Origin of the sequence: Pseudonocardia parietis (genome assembly GCF_017876315.1) — a bacterium.
In the GTDB taxonomy this organism is placed as follows: domain Bacteria; phylum Actinomycetota; class Actinomycetes; order Mycobacteriales; family Pseudonocardiaceae; genus Pseudonocardia; species Pseudonocardia parietis.
This window is the reverse complement of record NZ_JAGINU010000001.1, coordinates 4,143,836-4,164,840: the sequence shown is the minus strand read 5'-3', so window position 1 is coordinate 4,164,840 and position 21,005 is coordinate 4,143,836. Positions and strand designations below refer to the sequence as shown.

General features: G+C 72.9%; 19 protein-coding genes and 1 pseudogene. 13 read left to right on the top strand and 7 right to left on the bottom strand.

Features of this window, described 5'->3' with window-relative positions; translation table 11 throughout:
• The first annotated feature begins 42 nt into the window (after positions 1–42).
• The 5 genes from bfr to JOF36_RS19640 all read left to right on the top strand — a co-directional run bounded on the left by bfr (position 43) and on the right by JOF36_RS19640 (position 4,566).
• A complete protein-coding gene (gene bfr / locus JOF36_RS19660) occupies positions 43–528 on the top strand; it encodes a bacterioferritin (protein WP_210028884.1) in 486 nt (161 codons plus the stop codon).
• A gap of 76 nt (positions 529–604) precedes the next feature.
• Complete coding sequence (locus JOF36_RS19655; RefSeq protein WP_210028875.1) at positions 605–1,498, top strand: LLM class F420-dependent oxidoreductase; 894 nt, start codon at positions 605–607, stop codon at positions 1,496–1,498.
• Between the two features lie 141 nt (positions 1,499–1,639).
• Positions 1,640–3,307: an FAD-dependent monooxygenase gene (locus JOF36_RS19650; RefSeq protein ID WP_210028866.1), complete on the top strand. Its 1,668-nt coding sequence runs from the start codon at positions 1,640–1,642 to the stop codon at positions 3,305–3,307.
• A gap of 259 nt (positions 3,308–3,566) precedes the next feature.
• On the top strand, positions 3,567–4,157 hold the full coding sequence (locus JOF36_RS19645; protein WP_210028855.1) for a TetR/AcrR family transcriptional regulator: 591 nt from the start codon (positions 3,567–3,569) through the stop codon (positions 4,155–4,157).
• Positions 4,158–4,212: 55 nt separating this feature from the next.
• Positions 4,213–4,566, top strand: coding sequence for a permease (locus JOF36_RS19640; protein ID WP_210028846.1), 354 nt, complete (start codon positions 4,213–4,215; stop codon positions 4,564–4,566).
• 88 nt (positions 4,567–4,654) lie between these two features.
• On the opposite strand, the gene JOF36_RS19635 is transcribed toward JOF36_RS19640, so the two are convergent.
• The gene (locus tag JOF36_RS19635; protein WP_210028844.1) at positions 4,655–4,870 is read right to left on the bottom strand and encodes a DUF1918 domain-containing protein; all 216 of its coding nucleotides are present in this window, start codon (positions 4,868–4,870) and stop codon (positions 4,655–4,657) included.
• 192 nt (positions 4,871–5,062) lie between these two features.
• On the opposite strand from JOF36_RS19635, the gene serA reads away from it, so the two are divergent.
• On the top strand, positions 5,063–6,262 hold the full coding sequence (serA, locus tag JOF36_RS19630) for a phosphoglycerate dehydrogenase (RefSeq protein WP_210028841.1): 1,200 nt from the start codon (positions 5,063–5,065) through the stop codon (positions 6,260–6,262).
• A 3-nt stretch (positions 6,263–6,265) separates the two neighbouring features.
• On the opposite strand, the gene JOF36_RS19625 is transcribed toward serA, so the two are convergent.
• Positions 6,266–6,748 carry a hypothetical protein gene (locus JOF36_RS19625; RefSeq protein WP_210028838.1) on the bottom strand — a complete coding sequence of 161 codons (483 nt, stop codon included), beginning with the start codon at positions 6,746–6,748 and terminating at the stop codon, positions 6,266–6,268.
• Between the two features lie 639 nt (positions 6,749–7,387).
• On the opposite strand from JOF36_RS19625, the pseudogene JOF36_RS19620 reads away from it, so the two are divergent.
• The 3 genes and pseudogenes from JOF36_RS19620 to JOF36_RS19610 form a co-directional block, all read left to right on the top strand.
• Positions 7,388–7,759, top strand: a pseudogene (locus tag JOF36_RS19620) (histone-like nucleoid-structuring protein Lsr2); the annotation flags it as partial.
• A gap of 163 nt (positions 7,760–7,922) precedes the next feature.
• Positions 7,923–8,783: an alpha/beta fold hydrolase gene (locus tag JOF36_RS19615; RefSeq protein ID WP_210028828.1), complete on the top strand. Its 861-nt coding sequence runs from the start codon at positions 7,923–7,925 to the stop codon at positions 8,781–8,783.
• A gap of 49 nt (positions 8,784–8,832) precedes the next feature.
• Positions 8,833–9,243: a hypothetical protein gene (locus JOF36_RS19610; protein WP_210028820.1), complete on the top strand. Its 411-nt coding sequence runs from the start codon at positions 8,833–8,835 to the stop codon at positions 9,241–9,243.
• 25 nt (positions 9,244–9,268) lie between these two features.
• On the opposite strand, the gene JOF36_RS19605 is transcribed toward JOF36_RS19610, so the two are convergent.
• Positions 9,269–12,679 carry an arabinosyltransferase domain-containing protein gene (locus tag JOF36_RS19605; RefSeq protein WP_210028810.1) on the bottom strand — a complete coding sequence of 1,137 codons (3,411 nt, stop codon included), beginning with the start codon at positions 12,677–12,679 and terminating at the stop codon, positions 9,269–9,271.
• 138 nt (positions 12,680–12,817) lie between these two features.
• On the opposite strand from JOF36_RS19605, the gene JOF36_RS19600 reads away from it, so the two are divergent.
• On the top strand, positions 12,818–13,798 hold the full coding sequence (locus JOF36_RS19600) for an LLM class flavin-dependent oxidoreductase (RefSeq protein WP_210028800.1): 981 nt from the start codon (positions 12,818–12,820) through the stop codon (positions 13,796–13,798).
• On the opposite strand, the gene JOF36_RS19595 is transcribed toward JOF36_RS19600, so the two are convergent.
• Complete coding sequence (locus tag JOF36_RS19595) at positions 13,776–15,179, bottom strand: APC family permease (RefSeq protein ID WP_210028798.1); 1,404 nt, start codon at positions 15,177–15,179, stop codon at positions 13,776–13,778. The genes JOF36_RS19600 and JOF36_RS19595 overlap by 23 nt on opposite strands.
• 1,062 nt (positions 15,180–16,241) lie before the next feature.
• On the opposite strand from JOF36_RS19595, the gene JOF36_RS19590 reads away from it, so the two are divergent.
• From JOF36_RS19590 to JOF36_RS19580, 3 genes are all read left to right on the top strand, one after another.
• Positions 16,242–16,619, top strand: a complete 378-nt coding sequence (locus JOF36_RS19590; protein ID WP_210028797.1) for a hypothetical protein — start codon at positions 16,242–16,244, stop codon at positions 16,617–16,619.
• 87 nt (positions 16,620–16,706) lie between these two features.
• On the top strand, positions 16,707–17,675 hold the full coding sequence (locus JOF36_RS19585) for an esterase/lipase family protein (protein WP_210028795.1): 969 nt from the start codon (positions 16,707–16,709) through the stop codon (positions 17,673–17,675).
• Between the two features lie 36 nt (positions 17,676–17,711).
• Positions 17,712–18,380 carry a pentapeptide repeat-containing protein gene (locus tag JOF36_RS19580; RefSeq protein ID WP_210028785.1) on the top strand — a complete coding sequence of 223 codons (669 nt, stop codon included), beginning with the start codon at positions 17,712–17,714 and terminating at the stop codon, positions 18,378–18,380.
• Positions 18,381–18,387: 7 nt separating this feature from the next.
• On the opposite strand, the gene JOF36_RS19575 is transcribed toward JOF36_RS19580, so the two are convergent.
• From JOF36_RS19575 to JOF36_RS19565, 3 genes are all read right to left on the bottom strand, one after another.
• Positions 18,388–18,987 (bottom strand): hypothetical protein, encoded by a 600-nt coding sequence (locus JOF36_RS19575; protein WP_210028783.1) that lies wholly within the window; start codon positions 18,985–18,987, stop codon positions 18,388–18,390.
• Positions 18,988–19,050: 63 nt separating this feature from the next.
• Positions 19,051–19,536: a hypothetical protein gene (locus tag JOF36_RS19570; protein ID WP_210028781.1), complete on the bottom strand. Its 486-nt coding sequence runs from the start codon at positions 19,534–19,536 to the stop codon at positions 19,051–19,053.
• 241 nt (positions 19,537–19,777) lie between these two features.
• Positions 19,778–20,689: a hypothetical protein gene (locus JOF36_RS19565; RefSeq protein ID WP_210036444.1), complete on the bottom strand. Its 912-nt coding sequence runs from the start codon at positions 20,687–20,689 to the stop codon at positions 19,778–19,780.
• Positions 20,690–21,005: the final 316 nt, after the last annotated feature.

The following is a 21,005-nucleotide window of genomic DNA, read 5'->3' as shown; positions in this document are numbered from 1 at the left end:
CATTCGGTGCCCGACAGCACCGGACGACCGATCGGATCAGTCATGCGCGGCGACGACGAGATCATCAGGCTGCTGAACGAGCAGCTGACCAGCGAGCTCACGGCGATCAACCAGTACTTCCTGCACGCCAAGATGCAGCAGAACTGGGGCCTGACCAAGCTCGCGGCCTACACCCGTAGCGAGTCCATCGACGAGATGCGGCACGCCGAGGAGCTCACCGACCGGATCCTGTTCCTGGACGGTCTGCCGAACTACCAGCGCCTGTTCACGCTGAACGTGGGCCAGACCGTCCGCGAGCAGCTGCAGGCCGACCTGGAGATCGAGGTGGCCGTGGTGGAGCGCCTGCGTCCGGGCGTCGCGATGTGCCGCGACAAGGGCGACATCACGACGGCGACCCTGCTCGAGAAGATCCTCGCCGACGAGGAGCACCACATCGACTACATCGAGACCAACCTCGAGCTGATGGACCGGCTCGGCGAGCAGCTGTACCTGGCGCAGCTCGTCGACCAGCCGCCGACGTCGGGCTGACCGGCCGGACGCCCCCGGCGCCGGAAATTATGACAGTTTCCGCGTGCCGGGGGCGGCGGTAGGTAGCCTCGGCGGCATGGTCAACATCAACTTCAGCTCTCGCGTCGGTGTCTGGTGGAGCAGCGACCTGTGGTCCATCACCGACGCGATCGACCGCGCCCGCGAGATCGAGCAGCTCGGCTACGGCTCGCTGTTCTACGGCGAGGCCGGCGGCAAGGAGGCCTTCACCCAGGCCGCCGCGCTGCTGGGCGGCACCGAGCGGCTGGTCGTCGGCACCGGCATCGCCAACATCCACGCTCGTAGCGCCCCGGCCAGCGAGTCCGGCGCCCGCACGCTCGGGGCGTTGCACCCGGGCCGGTTCGTGCTCGGGCTCGGCGTGAGCCACGCCCCGCTGGTCGAGCGCAGCTACGCCGGCTCCTACTCGAAACCGCTGAGCACCATGCGGGAGTACCTGCAGACCATGGATGCGGCCCCGGATCGAATCGAATCGGCCGGGCAGCGTCCGGCCCGGCTACTGGCCGCGCTGGGCCCCAAGATGATCGACCTGTCCGGCAGCGCCGCCGACGGGGCACACCCGTACCTGGTGACGCCCGAGCACACCGCGTACACCCGCGAGCGGCTCGGCCCCGACAAGTGGGTGGTCAGCGAGCAGGCCGTCGCACTCACCACCGACCGGGAGACCGGTCTCCGGCGCGCGCACCAGAACCTGCACACGTACTCGCAGCTGGCGAACTACCGGAAGTCGTGGCTGCGGCAGGGATTCGACGAGTCGGACCTGGTCGCCGGCGGCTCGGACAGACTGGCCGAGGGCATGGTGGCGATGGGCGACGCCGAGACTGCCGCCGCGCACGTGAAGCGGCACCTGGACGCCGGCGCCGACCACGTGGTGGTCCAGGTCCTCGGTGACGACCGCTCCGCCGACCCGCTGCCCGCACTGCGCGAACTCGCCCCGGCCCTCGGCCTGAGCTGAACGCGCCCACCTTGTCGACCATGGCGTAACGGTGGCGGCGTGACCGCCGACTCACCCCGGACGCGGTCCACGTGCCCGGACGCCCCGCAACCCGGTTCGCGTCGTCGACCATCTGCTGCACGGCGCGAAGGGGAGACCGGCGTGACGACACAGACGGCGAACACGACGGACGAGGTGCTGGTCGTCGGAGCCGGGCCGGTGGGCCTCACGGCCGCCTGCCAGCTGGCGCGGCACAGCGTGCCCGTCCGGGTAGTCGAGGCCCTCGAGCAACCGACCACCGAGTCACGCGCGGTGGGCGTGCACGCCCGCACCATGGAGATGCTCGCCGCGCTGGGGGTCCTGGACCCGCTGGAGGCCCGCGGCCGCCGTATCGACGCCCTCGCCATGGTCGACGGCCGCACCGGCGTCACCCGGGCCCGGCTGGCCGTGACCGACGCTCCCAGCCGCCATCCCTACGTCCTCGACGTCCCCCAGCCGGACACCGAAGCGGTCCTGGCCGACCGGGCCGCCGAACTCGGGATCGTCGTCGAACGCGGCGTCACGCTCACCGGGCTCACCCAGGACGCCGACGGCGTCGACGTCACCCTGCGCTCCGCCCAGGGGGAGGAGCCGGCGCGCGTCGGGTGGGTCATCGGTGCCGACGGCGGGCACAGCGCCACCCGCGCACTCGCGGGCACAAGACTGGAAGGCGGGTTCCACGGCCAGCACTTCGCCATGGCCGACGTCGACGTCGACACCACGTGGTCGCCGGACACCATACGCATGTTCCTGCACCCCGACGGCATGGGCATCCTCTTCCCACTCGCCGGCGACCGCGCACGGATCATGTTCTTCGTCGGCGACCCCGGTGCCGGAGCTCCCGACCCCACCCTCGAGCAGATCCAAGCCCTCGCCGACACGCGGATGGGTGGCGCCGTGACGGTGCGCAACCCGCGTTGGCTGACCTACTTCGAGGTCCACCACGCCCAGGTTCCGCAGTACCGCATCGGGCGCGTGCTGCTCGCCGGCGACGCGGCCCACATCCACAGTCCCGCCGGAGCACAGGGCATGAACACCGGCATCCAGGACGCCACCGACCTCGCCTGGAAGCTCGCCCTCGTCGCCCGCCGCCGAGCGGACCCCGAGCTGCTCGACACCTACCACGACGAGCGCCATCCCGTCGGGGCCATGGTCGTCCGGACGACCACGACGCTGACGAACGTCGGCACCGCATCGGGCCCCGAGGCGGCGATCCGCGACGTCGCACTGTTCCTGGTCGGCCACCTTCCGAAGCTTGCGGCGACGGGTGCCGCGACGCTGGCCGAGACGACGATCGCCTACCGGGACAGCGCCCTCTCGGTACACCACGGCGCCCACCGCCGCCGCGCCGCGCGGGCGGGGGAGCACGCCCCGGACCCCGACGGCCTGCTGCGGCCCGACGGCACACCGGTATCGGTCGAGGAGCTCCTGACCCGGTCCGGCTTGGTCCTGCTGGTCCGCAGCGAGGGCCCCGCCGAGGTCGACGACCTGCGCGCCACCCTCGGAGACCTCGGCTCGGTGGTCCGAATCGTTCCCGACGTCACCGGAGCGGGGGAGGACTGCGTGGTCGACCCACACGACGCCATCGGCCGTCATTACGGCCTGGGCTCCGAGGGACTCGCCGTGATCCGGCCCGACGGCTACCTCGGCCTCGTCGCCGACTCCGCCGACGCCGATGTTCTGCGCGACTACCTCGCCCACGCGCTGCGCATCACCTCACCGCGGAGCACACAGCCGTCGCCGGACCGCCCAGCTCACGCGGGTCGGCCGGATACGACGCTGGTCCCGTAGGCGAGCCTCCGCCTGTCCGGGCACCCACGTGGCCCGGCTCGGCCGTAGGGGTGTGCGTCGCGGTAGTGAGTGACCGCCCCCGGCCGGGAACGGGTACGCCGTGACGGATCGCGTGGCCTGCGTTGATGCCCCACGCGATGTCTCGCCCGGTCGTGATCAGCCTGCGCAGTACGTCTCGCATCTCCGGTCTCCTACACTGGTCTGTGAACCTGGTGTACTCGAAGATAGGTACACAGATCTGTGAAGTCAAGGGGAGATGATGAGCGGAGACACCGACGTCGGTGCGGACCCGAAGTTGACGCCGGGGGCCCGGCGGATCCTCGAGGTCGCGTCCGAGCTGTTCTACTGGCGCGGCATCCACGCCGTCGGCGTGGACACCATCGCCGCCGAGTCCGGGGTCACCAAGCGGACTCTCTATGACCGCTTCGGATCCAAGGACGCACTGGTCGCGGCCTATCTGGCGGCCCGCGACCGGCGATGGCGCGAGCTGGTGCTCGCCCGCCTCGACGCCGTGGGTTCCGATCCGCAGGCCCGGGTGCTGGCGCCGTTCGACGTGTTGCCGGAGTGGCTGGTGCCCAGCAGCCGGGGCTGCAGCTTCGTCAACGCCTTCGCCGAGCTTCCCGACGAGGACCATCCCGGCCGCCGGCTCGTGGTCGCCGAGAAGACCTGGCTACGCGACCTGTTCCGCGACCTGCTCGCCGAGGCCGGCGTCGACGACCCGGATACCCTGGCCGCCCAGCTGCTGAGCTTGCACGAAGGCGCCATCGTCAGCCACTCCATCGTCGGCCAGCCCGACGCCGCGACCACCGCCCGGGCAGCGGCCGAGACCCTGGTCCGGGTCGCGATGTAGCCGGCAGGACGGCAATTGGTTCCCGGCGTCGGTCGACGCTCGGTACGCTTGATTCATGCCGGAACCTGACCTTGAGGCTCGCTTGGCTACGCTCGAAGCCCGTGTCAGCGAGCTGGCGGAGCAGGTTCAGCAGGCGCAGGTCGCGCGCGAGGACGCGGCCGCCGCGCGGCACCTGGCGGCTGCCAACGACCGGGACGTCTCTGAAATCCGCACCGAGCTACGCGACTTCCGACAAGCCACGACCAGCAGCTTCAACGACATGCGCGAGGACCTCGCCGATCTGCGCAGCGAAACTCATACCGGCTTCACCGAGATGCGCGGAAAGTTCGACCAGACCGCCGCCGGGCAAGCGCAGATCGTGGAGCTGCTCGACGCGCTCATTCGCCAACAAGACCAGGGCGAGCAGTAGCTCGTACTGTCATCGACTGAGCCGATAATGCACGTTATGACAGTATGAGCGTCAGAGAGCCCCTCACCCGGGTCCGTCCGGATCGGACCTAGCGAAGGTTCTCGTTCGCCGACGGCACCGGACGGGACTCGATCCGTGCCTCCGGGCCCGGGCAGACCAGCGACTCGTGCCCGTCGTCCATCCAGCGCACCCGGTACGGCGGCGACCCGTCGTCGTGCGCCACCTCGACGACCTCACCCTGCCGTCGCGGCTGGTCCAGGAAGTGTCCCTCGATCACCAGCCAGTCGCCGACCCGTGCTCGCATGGCGCGCTCCTTCCCGACATGTGTCCGTCCGATCGTCCAGGATGCCGCTGTGACCGGCCACACGGAAGCCGTCCCGGCCGCCGAGGCACGTCGACCGGGCTGTCGGCAACCGGTGTGACAGACGTCGCGACGGTGCCGACCGGTTCGCGCCCGCCCTGTCCCGAGCCGGGTAGCAGGCCTAGGTTGGTCGGCGTGAAGGTCCTGTTGCTCGAAAACATCCACCCCGGCGCAGCCGCGGCGTTCGAACGCGCGGGCTTCGAGGTCGACGCCCGGCCCGGCTCGCTCAGCGGCGACGAACTGCTCGACGCGGTGTCCGGCGTGCAGCTGCTCGGCATCCGCTCCAACACCTCCGTCACGGCGGACGTCCTGGACGCTGCGAAGGACCTGCAGGCCGTCGGCTGCTTCTGTATCGGCACCAACCAGGTCGATCTGGCCCCGGCCGCCGAGCGTGGCATCGCGGTGTTCAACGCGCCCTACTCCAACACCCGCAGCGTCGTCGAGCTGGTGCTGGGCGAGATCGTCGTCCTGGCCCGCCGGCTGACCGAGAAGACCCAGCGCATGCACGAAGGCGTCTGGGACAAGTCGGCGCGCGGCAGCCACGAGTTCCGGGGCCGCACGCTGGGCATCGTCGGATACGGCAACATCGGCACCCAGCTGTCGAACATGGCGGAGGCCGTCGGCCTGCGGGTGATCTTCTACGACACCGCGGACCGGCTCGCGCACGGCAACGCCCGCCGCGTCCCGACCGTGGACGCGCTGCTGGAGGAAGCCGACATCGTCTCGATCCACGTCGACGGGCGCCCGGGCAACGCCGGCCTGTTCGGTGCCGAGCAGTTCGCGAAGATGAAGCCGCGCTCGATGTTCATCAACGCCTCGCGAGGGATGGTGATCGACGAGCTGGCGTTGCGCGAGAACATCCTCTCCGGGCACATCGCCGGTGCCGCCGTCGACGTCTTCCCGATCGAGCCCAAGGCCCAGGGCGACGTCTTCGACTCGCCGTTGCGCGGGCTGGACAACGTCATCCTGACCCCGCACATCGGCGGCTCGACACAGGAGGCCCAGGAGGGGATCGGCCACTTCGTCTCCACGAAGATGCTCGACTTCGTCACCGGGGGCGCCACTCCCCTGTCGGTCAACCTGCCGAACGTGTCGGCGCCCCGGCCGCCGGGCGTCTTCCGGACCGGCTACCTGCACCGGAGCGCGCCGGGGGTCCTGGCGGACACCAACCGGCTGCTCGCCGACGCCGGGGTGAACGTGACCGGTCAGGCGCTGTCCACCAGCGGTGAGCTCGGCTACGTCCTCACCGACACGGATCGGGCGCTCCCGGACGACGTGCTGTCCACCCTCCGCACGGGCCCGCAGACGGTCTGGCTGCGCTCCTACGAGCTCTGAGGCTCAGGCACAGGCCCCGTACGCCTCGACGTCCGAGGGGTGCATCGGGCCGTGCTCGCAGTGGTGCACGACGAAGTCCACACTGGACGGGCGGCGGAACGGTCCGCCGCCCGTCCGCCTGCGGTAGACCAGAGGCGCGCACCGGTAACCGAACAGCGCCCGCGCCCAGCCCTCCGCCTCGCCCCTCGGCAAGGGGCCGCCGTCCGGCGTCGCGATGGTCAGCTCCCAGATCCCCACGCCGACGGCCGGTGCGGCGCCGTCCGGTGCGGTGGAGGCGACCAGCGCCAGCCGGACATCGCTGCCCACCGCGGCGGTCGCGACCTCCCTGCGGTGCCACTCCGGGACAGGACGCGGGTAAGGATAGTCGAGCAGGCCCCGCCGCAGCGCGGTCACGTCGTCGCCGTGCCGCACCTGGATCAGCTGGGCCAGATCCACCGCTCGCTTGCGGCGCAGGTCGGCATTGACCAGACCGGACTCGACCGTCATCACCGTGGCCCCCGTTCCCCGTCTGTGGGAAGGCGTCGAGCGATCTGGCGTCGGCGCCGTGTTCTACGACACGTAGAGCATTCTAGATCACACTCCGCGCACGGGCGAGAGTGGGATCACATGATCGTCCGGTCACAGGTCGAGGCACATGTGGGCGCTGTTCGGATCGTCCGGATGGTCCGCGAACGGCGGGCAGCGCACGAACCCGTGCCGCGCGTACAGCCGCCGGGCCGGGGCGAAGAACGCCGTCGATCGCTATACGCATCGCGGTATCCTGGCGCAGGCCCGTGAATTGCCCGATTCACAGCGACGGATTTCACAATCCGCACGCGGCTGATCCCTCCCGGTTTCGCGCAGCCGTCGGGTGGTCGCCCCGGTTCTGTGCCCGCCCATTCCGGTGAGCCGCGCGTGTGGTGGGCCCACGATTCCGCGGGTGCGGGCCCGGACCGCCGGAACCTCGCGCGCGGGTGGCGTCAGCAGCGCATTCGCCGTTTCCCCGGCCCGGCCGGGTGCGTGGCGAGCAGTGCGACGCCGGTTCCCGGCCGACAGGAACGGGGGTGCGCCGGCTGCTCGCCCCCGTCGATATGCTCGTGCCGACGCCGGACGGGCTTCCGGAGGGGCGACGCGAGAGGAACTGCAGTGGCGAAGGTCGAAACGACCCGGCTCGTCGATGACATCACCGGTGGCGAGGCCGACGAGACCGTCGATTTCGGCCTGGACGGGCGCCTTTTCGAGATCGACCTCACTTCCGCCCACGCCCGGCGGCTGAGGGACGGGCTCGCGCCGTTCGTGTCCGCGGCCCGGCTCGCGGACACCTCCGGTGCCCGGCGGGCCCGGGCGCGCGCCTCGGCGGCACCCGCGTCGTCCGGGCCGGCCGCACCCTCGGCCACCGGGTCGGATGCCGCGACCCGTGAGCACAACCGTGCCGTGCGGGTGTGGGCCCGGGACAACGGCTTCACCGTGTCCGAGCGCGGCCGCATCCCGTCGGAGGTCGTCGAGGCCTACCGTCGGGGCACGCCCGCCACGGCCGCGGTTGCCGCGCCGGCGCCGTCCGCCCCGTCCGTGCCTGCCGCACCGGAACAGCCGGAACAGCCGGAGCAGTCGGAGCAGGACCCCGCGCCCGCCACGGACCGTCCGCAGGCCCCGTCGGTGCAGTTCAGCGGCTGAGCGGCCGGTGCCGCACAGTCAGGGCGAGCACGCCACCGCCCGGACCCGGGACGGCCGGCTGCTGTACCTGCAACACACGCCCGGGCCGGCCGGGGTACCGACCGTGGTGCTCGAGGCCGGCATGGGAACCACCCGCTCGTCCTGGGCCGCGGTGCAGCGCGCGATCGCGGGGGCGGCGCCCGTCGTGGTCTACGACCGCTCCGGGCTGGGGCGCAGCGCACCGGACCCCGGGCCGCCCACCCTGGACCGGCTCGCGGCCGACCTGAACGACCTGCTCGATCACGTCGGCGCCGAGGACTACGTGCTCGCCGGGCACAGCTGGGGCGGACCGATCGTGCGGGTGGCGGCCGCGCAGCGCCCGGAACGGATCCGTGGGCTCGTCCTGGTCGACCCGACGGATGAGGGCTGCGAGCTGTACTTCTCCCCTGCGTTCGCCGCCCGCGAACGCGCGTCGGCCGCGGTGCTCCCGCTGCTCGCCCGGCTCGGGCTGACCCGCCTCGCCGCCGGCCCCGTCGCCCGCCGCCTTCCCGCCGACGCGGCCGCCGACCTGCGCGCCGAGTGGCTCACCCCGGCCGGGATCGACGCCCACCTCGCCGAGTCGGCGTCGCTGCCCGACGACCTGTGCCGGCTGCGGGCCGAGCCCCCGCCCGGTGGGACCGCACCGGTCACGGTGATCTCCGGGACGGCGACCGCCGGGATCGGCCGCCGGAGCCGCGCGGCGCTCAACACCGCACACGCCGCCCGCGCGGGAGCCGGGCCCGAACGGCGCCACGTGCTCGCCCTGCGCTCGGGGCACCTCGTCCCGCTCACCGAGCCCGAGCTCGTGGCCGGGGAGATCCTCCGCCTGACCCGGGACCGACGCCCCTGACCCACGCGCCCCGGGCGTGCTGGGCTGTACCTCGACGAAGGGAACGACGATGGCTGTGGTCGCGGCTGCGACATGGGTCTGGCTGGGCATGGTGCTGGCGATCTCGTTCCTCGAGGCGCCACTGAAGTTCCGCGCCCCGGGGATCACCACGGTGCTGGGCCTCGGCATCGGCCGGCTGGTCTTCCGCGCCCTGAACATCGCCGAACTCGTCCTGCTCGCGATCGTCGGGATCGGGCTGCTCGTCGCGCCCGGGGGCGCGGGTGCGGTCTGGCTCGCGGCCGGCGCCGCGGGCGTCCTGGCGGTGCAGCTGCTCGCCGTCCGGCCGGCCCTGAGCCGTCGCACCGCCGCCGTGCTGCGCGGTGAGGACGCCCCGGGCTCACGCACCCACCTGGTCTACGTGGCCCTCGAGCTGCTCAAGGTCGGCCTTCTCGTGGCTCTCGGCGTCATCGCCCTGTCCTGAGGCGACACCGGCGTCGCCCCCGGGCTCAGCGGCTCGGGGACGGGATGCCGGGGGGCGGATCCGGGAGCGGGCCCGGGCTGTACAGGCCGGAGCGCAGCACGTCCGTGTGTTCCAGCGTCGGCTCCACCGCGTTCGGCCGGTACGGCTGGATCGCCTGCACCTTCCCCCAGTCCCGCGCGGGGTCACCCTCGAGGTAGGTCGGCAGCTCGGTCTGCTTACCGATCACGGTGATCCAGCCCAGCGGACCGCCGGCCTGCGGAGACGACCAGCCCTCGCCGTCGGCCCGCATCCGGCTGCCGTCGGCCTGCAGCCGGTACGCCGGGATCTCCGCGATGCCCCCCGAGGTCGCGAACGGCCGCAGGCAGGGGCTCGCCAGCGACACCGGGTACTCCAGGAACATCGCCTGGTCACCGACGACCGTGGACAGCGGCGCGAGCTGGGGCGCCCGCATCGGCGCGACGGCCAGCCAGCCGTCCGCACCCAGCGAGTTGTCCTGGGCCACCATCCGCACCTCGGTCGCCGCACGTGCCGGCTCCGGCAGCTCGAACCGCAGCTCCCGCCACGGCATCTCCTCGCCGCGGCCGTCGTCCAGAACGGTCTGCTCCACCACGCGCATCCGGCCGTCGGACAGTCTTGTCGCGTACTGCACGGTCAGCTTGTTCCCGCCGCCGAGCCGCCCCGCGGCCGTCACCACCAGCGGCGTCGTGCCGGCCCGCTGCTCGTCGGTCAGCTTCGCCCACGGGGTACGCAGGGTGCCGGTGTTCTCCCCGGACGGGTCGAAGCTGCCGAACGCCGGGGCGGCGTCGGTGCCCAGGCCGCCGGACAGGACGTACTCGAACCCGGACACCCCGGTGCCACCACCGGTGGGCGGGACGCCGTCGCGCCAGAACCCGGTTCCGCCGCTGACCGGATCGCGCAGCTCGGCCTCCGGGCTGGTCGCGGGGACGACCCCGGGCGGCAGCGGCGCGGGCGTCGACGTGGCCTCCCCGGGCGGGGGCGGCGTGGCGACCTTCGGCAGCAGGTCGGGATCGGCCGGCGGTGCCATACCGGTCGGCTCCGGCGTCGCCGCCAGCACGCCGTCCACCGGACGCCGCTCGGCATAGACCTGGCTGGCCAGGCCGCACGAGCCGCCGAACGGGTGGGACAACGCGTCGGCGCCCATCGACCAGGAGTCGGCCTGGTTCTGCATCGCCGCCGTCACCGACCAGAGGTTGAACGTCACCAGCAGCCCGCACAACACGGCCAGCGGCGCCGAGGTGAGCCGCAGCCGCCGCGTCGCCGACAGCGCCGCGGAGGCGTCACGGCGCCAGTCGCGCGCCCGCCACCAGCGCCCGACGACCGGGAGCCTGCCGACCGCCCGCTCGACACCGGCGAGCTGGTCGGGATGGCGCTCCTCGCGGATCCCGCGCAGGTGTTCGACCCCGGCACCGGCCGCGAGCAGCAGCGCGAGGACCAGCAGCAGCGTGGACGCCTCGAAACCGCCGACGGTCACCTGCTCACCGGCCCACGGCACACCCCAGTTGTTGGTGTACCACCACATGTTCGTCCCGGCGGCCGACAGCGCAGCCACCAGGAACGCCGCGGCCAGGAACGCCAGCCGGTTGCGCAGCGACCGCAGCGCGTCCGATCCGGTGGCGATCGCGGCCAGCGCGACGATGCCCGAGCCCAGCCCGACCAGGTCGCCGAAGTGATGGGTCCACTTCGTCGGCGTCATCGCCAGGATCAGCAACGCGATGACCGTGCTACCGATCAGCCGCTGAGCGGGCCCGAGCGCGGCACCCGGGATCCGGGACCGGCGGATCAGCACGACCACGCAGGCGAGGATGCAGAGGATGACCAGCAGGACCGGGAAACGGCGGGCGATCGAGCCGTCCGCACCCTCGCCGAACAGCGGTGCGTACCGCTGCGCGATCTCGGTGTACCACTCCCAGTCCGGCCCGATGTCCGAGCGCAGGCGGGTGGACTCGACGACGGCCGCCCAGCTCTGGTCCGCCCAGGCGATCGTCAGGATCATGGTGCCCGCGCCCAGCAGCGGCGCCAGCACCGGGATCGCCCCGAACGTGCGGACCCGGGTGGCGATCAGGTGCCACAGCGGCCGGATCCCGGCCAGGAAGGGCGCGACCGCGAGCAGCCCGGCCGGGTTCGCACCGACCGCCATCGAGGCGGCGAACAGCCCGAGGGCCACCGGCAGGACCCGCTGGAGCGCGATCGCGCGCTCGACGCAGACCAGGGCCAGCAACGAGCAGACGACCACGACCGGTTCCGGTCGCAGCCCCGAGTTGTAGGCCATCCAGAACGCCAGGAACACCGAGGCCGCGGCCCAGGTGGCGGCGCGCGAGCGGCGGGCCTGGCGGCCCAGGCGTGGCAGCAGGCCACGGGAGACCAGCCACCACGCCGTGATCCCCATCAGTACCGACGGCAGTCGCAGCCACAGCAGCGAGTCCGAGACCTGCACCCACAGCGCGTAGAGGTCGTAGAACCAGCCGAACGGCGCCTCGGCGGCGTTGTACCAGCGGTAGTAGTTCCCGACGTAGCCCGAGCTGGCGACGTCACGGGCGATACCGAGGGTGAACCCGTCGTCGGTGGTCTGGGTACCGATCGCGGACCACAGGCCCAGTACCGCGGTGACGGTGAGATCGACCGGCCGCGGCCGGGCCCGCGTCCACCAGCGGCGCAGCCGTGGCGGCCAGCGCTCGGCGAGCCCGCCCGCCTCCCGTCCGGCGCGGTGCGGCCGGCGGCCGAGGTGCCGGTCCACCCCGGCCAGTGCCAGCAGCGACCCGATCACGGCGACGGCGGCGACGACGGTGGCGAGGGTCTTCCAGACCGACGGGCTGGTGTTGAAGCGGGTGTCCGGGCTGACCCGGACCGACGTCCCGCCGAGCGGGTCGAGCTCGGCATCCAGGTCGGAGTAGATTCCGACCGACTGCGGCCGCAGGTCCCCCTCGAAGGTCTGTGCCCCCGAGCCGAGGTCGACGGTGGTCGAGGCGGCGTCCGAGGTGATCAGCACCTCGAAGGGGCCCTCGCGCAGGGGGGCCGCGGAGAGCTGCTGACCGCGGTTGACCAGCAGGAGCTGGCCGTCGGCGACCGACAGCACCATCCCGGACCGGGCGCCCTCCGGGGACTCCGACGGCACGGTGGAGAGCACGCTCGCCGGGGCCGGGCTGCGGGCGTCGAGGCTGCGGATCGCGTCCGCCGGGACGGTCAGCGACATCGACTGGGGCCGCAGGGCGACCAGCGGGGCGTTGACCTCCTGGGTGCCGGTCGTCGGCGACGGCCAGACGATCGTGTTCTCGTGCTGCACCACCGGAAGGAACGGCACGGCGACGGCCAGTACGAACGCGAGCAGGCCGAGCCGGCCCGCCCAGCGCAGCCGGCGCCGGTCGCGTGAGGTGTCCACGGGCTCCCGTCCCGTGACCATCGGTTTCTCGGTGAGCACCGAACGACGGTAGCGACCCCGTCCCGGGTGACACCGGGGGCCCCATCGACCCTCGCCCTGCGTGCTGCCCCGGCGCACCGTTCTGATCAGACCTTCCGTGGGACGGCCGCGGGCCGGGCGGCACCGTACGGTGGACGTGTGCCTGGCGGCGTGGGGGTCTCGGTGCTCGACACGTCCCCGGTGGTGGAGGGATCGACGGCCGCGGAGGCGCTGCGGAACACCGTCGACCTCGCCGTACTCGCCGACCGGCTCGGCTACCGGCGGTACTGGGCCGCGGAGAACCACGGCATGCGTGGGGTGGCGTCGTGCGCACCGGCCGTCCTGACCGCTGAGCTCGCCGGCCGGACCCGGCGGATCCGGGTCGGCGCCGGCGGAGTCCTGCTCCCGCACCATGCACCGCTGGTCGTCGCCGAACAGTTCGGGACGCTGGAGGCACTACATCCGCAGCGGATCGACCTGGGCCTCGGCCGCGCGACGGGCGCCCCGCGGCGGATCGCCCCGCACCTGCGCACCGAGCACGACCGGCCGTTCGACGAGCAGCTCACCGCGCTGCTCCGCTGGTTCGACGAGGACTCCGCAGCGATGCCGGCGGCCGGGAACCGCCCGGAGCTCTGGGTGCTGGGCTCGTCCGTGGCGACAGCGGGTACGGCCGCCCGGCTGGGGCTGCCCTACGCCACGCGCGCCGAGGCAGACCCTGACACGGCCGTGACCGTGCTGGCTGCCGCCGACGGCGTACCGACGATGCTCGAGACCCCGGTGATCGCCGCACCCACCGACGCCGAGGCGGAGCGGGTGGCGGCCTCCGTCCGGGCGCGGCTGGCATGGCGGTCCCGGCACGGCCGCCGGGTACGACTGCCCGATGTGGCGACCGCTGTGACGGCGCTGGCAGACCCGGACGACCGGGCCGAAGGTCACCGGCTGACCCGCCATCACGTCGTCGGTGGGCCGGACACCGTGCGGGAACGCCTGCAGGAACTGCTCGATCGCACCGGGGCGGACGAGCTCATGGTCAGCGGGTACGTCGCCGACCACGACGACCGGTGCCGCTCGTACGAGATCATCGCCGACGTGGCCCGCGGCCTGCGGGCTCGGGTGCTCAGCGCCCCGTCGCGCGGATGAGCCGTTCCTCGGCGTCCACCCCGTGCCCGACCTCCGGGAACCGGGTCAGGAAGTACAGACCGGCCAGCCACCAGCCTCCGATGATGATCCATTCCGGGAGGCCGAGTGCGGCCGGCATCCCGGGCAGGTACAGCGTGAACAGCACCAGGCCGGCGACGGCCGCCAGCGTCCCGACGACAGGACCGGCGCTGACCCGGAACGGACGGACCAGGCCCGGCTCGCGACGGCGCAGCACCAGGAACGTGATCGCGACCAGGGCGTAGCCCATGGTGATGGTGAGCCCGCCCGCGTTCACCAGCCAGGTCAGCATGTTGTCGCCGAACAGCGGCGCCAGCACCGACAGCCCGCCGATGAACAGGACCGCGTGCGACGGCGTCCGGTACCGCGGGTGCACCACGGCGAACCAGCGCGGCAGCATCCCGGACACGGCCATCGCGTACACCAACCGGCTTGCGCCGATCATGAACGCGTTCCAGCTGGTCAGGATCCCGGCGATGCCACCGAGAACGAGCAGCGTGCCGAACGCCGGGTGCCCCCACAGCGCCGCCATGCCGTCGGCGGCGGCGAGCTGGGAGCTCGCCAACGCATCGTCCTCGAGGGCGAACCCGGTCCCGAGCACGATCACCACGTAGAACGCGGTCGCCATCAGGACCGACACGACCAGCAGCCGCCCGATGTGGCGTTGCGGCAGGTTGATCTCCTCGGCGGACTGCGGGATCACGTCGAACCCGACGAACAGGAACGGCACCGCGACGAGCACACCGAGGATGCCGGCGAACCCGCCGGTGAACCACGGCTCGGCGGTGGCTGCGCTGCCACCGGCGACCGTCCCGGTGAGCATCACGAAGGCGACGGCGACCAGGAACGCCACCGCGATCGTCTGGGCGACGGCCGCCGGTCGGATCCCGATGTAGTTCAGCCCGGTGACCACGACGGCGCCGACGATCCCGACCAGCGCCCAGGTGGCGTACACGTCGTACCCGGCGATCGTCCACAGCAGACCCGCCTGCATGTCCGGGAACAGGTAGAGCGCGGTCTCGGGCAGCGCGACGGCCTCGAACGCGACGACCGACAGGTAGCCGAGCACCATCGCCCAGGAGACGACGAACGCGCACCGCGAACCCAGCGCCCGCAGCACGTAGTGATGCTCGCCGCCGGCCTTCGGCATGGCCGAGACCAGCTCGGCGTAGGTGAGCCCGATGACGGCCATCAACGCGCCGCCGATGACGAACGCGAGTGCCGCGCCCGCGGTGCCGGCTCCGGCCACCCACTCCCCGGTGAGCACCACCCAGCCGAAGCCGATCATCGCGCCGAAGCCGACGGCGAGCACGTCCGTCCGGCCGAGCACCTTCACGAACGCCTGGTCGTCCTGTCGCGTCACACGCCCTCCCCCACGCCGGGTGTCCACGGCATTCCACTCGACAACAGGGCAGTTCGTCGAGGGGTTCGGGTCCTTTCCTTCCGTTGCGGTTCGGCTTCCGCTTCGCTTTCTCGGCGTTTTTGGTTGTCGTTGTTTGGTTGACGTTTTGTTGACGTCAATGAAACATTGACATCTGAGGGAGAGGTGTAGGCCGCGGTCGATGCCCACGACATGACGGCCAGGCCTCCGTGACGGCGTCGGCACACGGTGGCGCAGCCGGGATGCCGTGGGAAAGCGCGGCCGGCGGTGGCCCGCCCCTGGCATGATCACCCGTCGTGGAGTGTGGCGTACGCGACACGAACGCCACACTCCACAGACGACGATCATGCGGGCCGGACGGCCGTGGACGCGGCTGCTCCGCGCAGAAGCGCAGGCGTCGCGGACCGCGCCGAAGACAGTCTTGGCGCGCAGCTCCCGGTGTCCATGGCGACACCCCGCCCGGCGTCGAGCGGCTCTGCGGCCGGTTGGCCGCTGCTTCTGCCCGCCCGACAGCTGCCGATACCGGCCGGCCCGCGCCGCGACACCTGGAACTGATCGACTACGGGTCGCGGCGACACCAGCACTGCCCACATACAGCCCGAATCGGCTTCCACAGGGTCCTCGCGAACGCCGCGACGCGGCGCGACGGTACGAGCGGGGCGGATGCGACGTCCGCGGAGGCCGGGGCCCTGGCATGTCCCCGGAGGCCGTCGCCCCGCTCGTGGCTTCGACGAACCGCGCTGCGCCGGAGCGGGTTCCTGATCTCCGGGTTCCTCACCGGCAGCGCCGGGCGGGAACCAGGGTCGTCGCTGCACCACCCGGTCGCCGCGGTCCGGCTACGGCGGTCCCAGTGGCGGCGGCGCGCCCCGAGCCCGTGCGCCGGGCGGCGTAGCTCCACGCAGCGCGGGCGAGACCGGGTCCGGTCCCGCGGCGGCCCACTCGGTGCCGCTCCCCTGTCCTCGGCGTGGCGGCTCGGCTGTCGTGACGTCGTTCGTTTGTCGGCGTTTCGTTGACATTTCGCTTGCGTCAATGAATCATTGACCTATGAACTTCCAGGAGGCCCAGCGCTGGCTGGAGCGGGCCGATCCGGCGGTGGCCAAGAAGCGGACGTCGATCCCCGAGCAGCTCGCCGAGATGAAGCAACGTTCCGAGGACGGCGTGCTCACCCACGACGGGGCCGCCGCCTGGTACGCCCTCGTCCAGGAGATGCGCCGGCTCGCCGACTCCTACGAGCGTGATCTCATCCGCACCCTGCGGGCGAGCGGCCTGACCTGGCAGCAGGTCGCCGACGCGGTGCAGGCGCAGATGTCGAGCAGGCAGGCCGCCCAGGGCAAGTGGAAACGCCTCATCGACCCCACACGCCGCACCACGAACGGCAACATGCGCCGAGGCGGCCGCCCCCGCCAGGACCCACCCGCCTGACCCGGCCGGGCGATCTTGGGCCGCAACCTCCGGGCGTCGCTCTCGTTGTACCGATCGGTAACGGGGCGGCGAGGAGGCACGCGAGCGATGAACCAGCGGCACTGGGGCGCGATCGCGTCGATCGGGATGGCGATCGTGGTGGTCGGCATGGCGCTGGTCGCGCCGGCCCACGCAGCCCCTGCCGCGACGGCGGCATCCGAGCCCGCCGGTGCCGCGGCGCCTGCCGTGCCCGGGCAGGACCTGCTCGACCCGCCGCCGCCCGGCGCCAACGACTGGGACTGCCTGCCGACGGCCGAGCACCCGAACCCGGTCGTCCTCGTGCACGGACTGTCGGCGAACCAGGCGAACAACTGGGGGTACGTGTCCCCGCAGCTCGCCGAGCGCGGGTACTGCGTGTTCTCGCTGACCTACGGGCGCAACCCGCTTGCGCCGCCGCCCCTCACCCAGGTCGGCGGGCTCGCGCCGATGGAGGCGAGCGCGCAGGAGCTGTCGGACTTCGTCGACCGGGTCCTCGACGCGACCGGCGCGGCCCAGGTCGACATCGTCGGCCACTCCGAGGGCTCGCTGATGCCGAACTACTGGGTGAAGTACCTCGACGGCGCCGAGCAGGTCGACCGCTACGTCGGCCTGACCCCGCTGTGGGACGGCACCCGTACCAGTGGCCTCGCGTTCCTCAACCGCACCGGCGAACAGCTCGGCCTCGGCCCCGCGATCGGTACCGTCCTCGATCCGCTGTGCGCGTCGTGCCGGCAGTTCCTCGCCGGGTCGGACTTCATCGAGGAGATGAACGCCGACGGCGGGCCACGGGTCGACGGCGTCACCTACACCATGATCCTCACCCGGTACGACGAGCTGGTCGTGCCCTACACCTCCGGACTGATGGACGGTGCCACCAACATCGTGCTGCAGGACGGCTGCCCGACCGACCTGGCCGAGCACGTCGCCGTCGCGTTCGACCCGGTGACGCTGCAGCACATCACCAACGCCCTCGACCCGGACGACGCCCGGCCGGTCCGTTGCCTGCCGGTCGGGCCGGAGGCGCCGCCCGCGGCCTGACGCCGGGCTGTCGGTGGCGCGTGCAAGGGTGCCGCGGTGACCGCCGACGTGACCACACCCGAGGAACTGATCGCCGCCGTCCGGGCCGGCGAGCCGGTGCGGGATCCGCTGCTCGACGAGTGCGACCTGCGCGACACCGATCTCGCCGGTCTGGACCTGCGTGGCGGTTCGCTGGCGGGGGCGGACCTGCGGGGAACCCGGCTGGATCGGGCCAGGATCTCGGGGACCACGCTGGCCGGGGCGGACCTGCGGGAGGCGGACCTGACCGACGCCGTCCTGACCGGGGCCGACCTGTCCGGTGCCCGGTTCGCCGGCGCGATCCTCGGCGACACCCGGTTCGACGGCTGCCGGATGATCGGTACGTCACTGCGCGGGATGCGCGGGTTGGCCGCCTCGTTCGTGCTGAACGACTGCAACCTGCAGATCGCCGATCTCGGGAATCTCGGCCTGCGCGGTCTGCGCATCGCGGGATGTGATCTCACCGAGGCCGACCTGTCCGGGGCCGATCTGCGGGCCGTCGGGTTCGAGCGGTGCCGGCTGCGGGGCACGGTACTGCGGGCCGCCCGGCTGGAGCAGGCCGACCTGCGGTCCTGCGATCTCGGCGAGATCACCCCGGACACCCCGCACGCCCTTCGTGGCGCGGTCGTCTCCCCCTCCCAGGCCGGAGCGATCTGCGAGGCGCTCGGGCTGACCGTGCTGGAGTAGCAGACGCTCAGCGCTCCTGTGCGGCCTCCATCTGGTCGGCCACCCACGGGTCCGTCTCGCACTGCGGATCGTCCGGGCCCGCGACGGCCAGCGGCCCGAGCCGGAGCAGGTCCGTCGACGTGCACGTCTCCCCCGGGTCGGTGACCGGGTCCTCGTCCGCGGGGACGACCGGGCGGGACGACGCCGCCGCATGCTCCTGCCGCTGCGCCTCCTCCCGGAGGTAGGCGGCGAGCTCGGCGTCCCCGTCGGCGCGTGCCTGCTCGGCCCGCTCGGCGGCCTGGTCACGGAGTTCCCCGGCGACCGTGCTGACCCGCTCGGCGGCGCGGGCGTCGACGCGCTGGCGCGCCTGTACGGCGTCCTGGGCGCCGGCGACGACGTCGATGACAGCCTCACCGTGCCCGGGCACCGAGTCGTCCCAGGCGGTGCCGGGCCCCGGCGCGGTGGGTGGAGTCGGTTCTGTGGACGCCACGGCCACCGGTGCGGCGGGCTCGGGAGCCGCCCCGCCCAGCACGCCCGTGAGGACCCCGGCCGCGCCGACCACCGGGACCGTCCCCAGCAGGGCACGCCGGGCGGGGGTGGTGACTGCGCGTCGGTGCCGTCCGCTCATCATGATCGCCTCCTGTCCCCTCCTCCGTATCCGGAAGGGGGCGGGCCGAAACACCGCCTGGTCTCATCCGCCCTGGGCGGCGAGCAGCTGGCCGTCGATCCACGGGTTCCGGGACCGCTCGCGGCCCTGCTCGTCGACGTAGCCACAGTCCCGGTTGGTGATCACGTTCGGCCGCTCGGGGTCGTCGAACCGGGGCGGACCGTCCAGGTCACAGACCCCCGGGGACACCGACTGCGCCGACCGGGCCCGATCCGCCAGCTCGCCTGCCGCTCGGGCGGCGTCAGCGGCGGCCGACGGGGCGGCGTCCGGGGCCGGGAGCCGGAGCAGCGGTGCCGTACGAGCCGCGGGCGCGGCGAGGGCCGTCGCATCCGCGGCCGGTGCACCGGCCGGCAACGGGGCCGGGGCCCCGGCCGTCAGCAGGCCGCTGCCGACCACGACAGCGACGACGGTGAGTACGGCGGCGACCGCGACGACCGCCGGGAGCGCAGCGATGACGGTGTGGCGCAGCGGTGTGCGGCGCACCCGGGGCGCGCGATGACGTCCGCTCATCAGCACCCCCGTAGGACCGAACGGCGTAGTCGCCGATCCCCGATGATGGCCTGCGCCGGGCTCTACCGCGACCGCCCGGACGAGTGGTCACCCGACGGGGTGGCGGTGGCCGGACGCGTCGGCGACCGGGAACGCTGCGATCGCGGGTCACCGATCATCGGTGCCGGACACCGGTGCCGGTGGCCGGTTGTCGAGCTCGGCAGGGCGGCGGCGCGTCCGGCGGCCACCTCGTCCGGCCGGCTCAGGTGCCGCTGCAGCCGAGCACGGCGAGCGCCACGACCCGGCACGCGACACCGTCGTCGGTGGCCGGCGACGGCGTGGTGCGCGGCGATACCGGTGTCGTCGGCGATGCCGGTGTCGTCGAGGGCGTCGGTGTCGTCGGTGATGTCGAGGGCGTCGGTGTCGTCGAGGTCATCGGTGTCGTCGGTGATGTCGGGGGCGTCGGTGTCGTCGAACTCGTGGAGCCGCGGGCGTCGGGGTCCTCGCCGGTCGTGGTGGGTGCGGGCGAGGAGGTCGGCTCCGGCGTACCGGACGGTGCCGCCGTCGTGCTCCGCCGGGCGAGCTCGTCGGCCCGGTCCCGGGCCCGCTGCTGGGCGCGCTGCTCGTCCGCGCGCTGCTGCTCGGCCCGCTCCTCCGCGCGCTGCTGCTCGGCCCGCTCCTCCGCGCGCCGCTGCTCGGCCCGCTCCTCCGCGCGCCGCTGCTCCACGCGTTGGTGCTCCACCCGCCGCTCCTCGGCCCGTTGCAGCTCAGCCCGGCGCGCCTCGGCCGTCGCGCGGTCGTCGGCCGCCCGGACCGCCGCGGCGAACGCGGCGTCGCCGGCGGCGTCCGCGGCAGCCTCCTCCCGTGGCGGGGGCTCGACCGGGGCCGGGCCGTACACCCGGGTCGACCCGGCGGCGTCGGACAGGTCGTCGTCGGGATCCGCAGGCGGTGGATCGGCGAACGTCGGGATCGGCACCGACCTCCCGGCCCGCTGCTCGGCCGGCGCGACACCGCCCAGCGCTCCCGTACCAATCAGGACGGCCACGGTCACCGACATCACGAGCAGCACCGGCACGGTCCCGGCCAGAGCCGTGCGCAGACGAGTGTGCAGGCGGGTGCGCGCCCCCGGGACCGGCCGGACCGGCGGCTCCGGCATCCGATGACGCCCCATCATCAGCCCCGCTCCGTTGGGCCGTTCGGCGTAGTCATGCTCATGATCGTGACCCGCCGCCGCGCCGATCGGGAGGGGCCGAACGGGTGGGCGGGCAGCCAGGAGCGCCCTCACCGGGTGACGTCGGTGAGCGGGCTGGACAGCCGGCGCGACACGGCATCCGGCGAGCACAGCGCGGCTGACACCGCGTGATCACCGGCTGTGGAGTGCGACGTACGCTCAGCGTTCGCAACACTCCACAACGGGCGATCACCAGGAGCGTTCCCCCACCGGGCTGGATGCCGACGTCGGCCGGGACCGCGAACCCGACCGGGAGTCA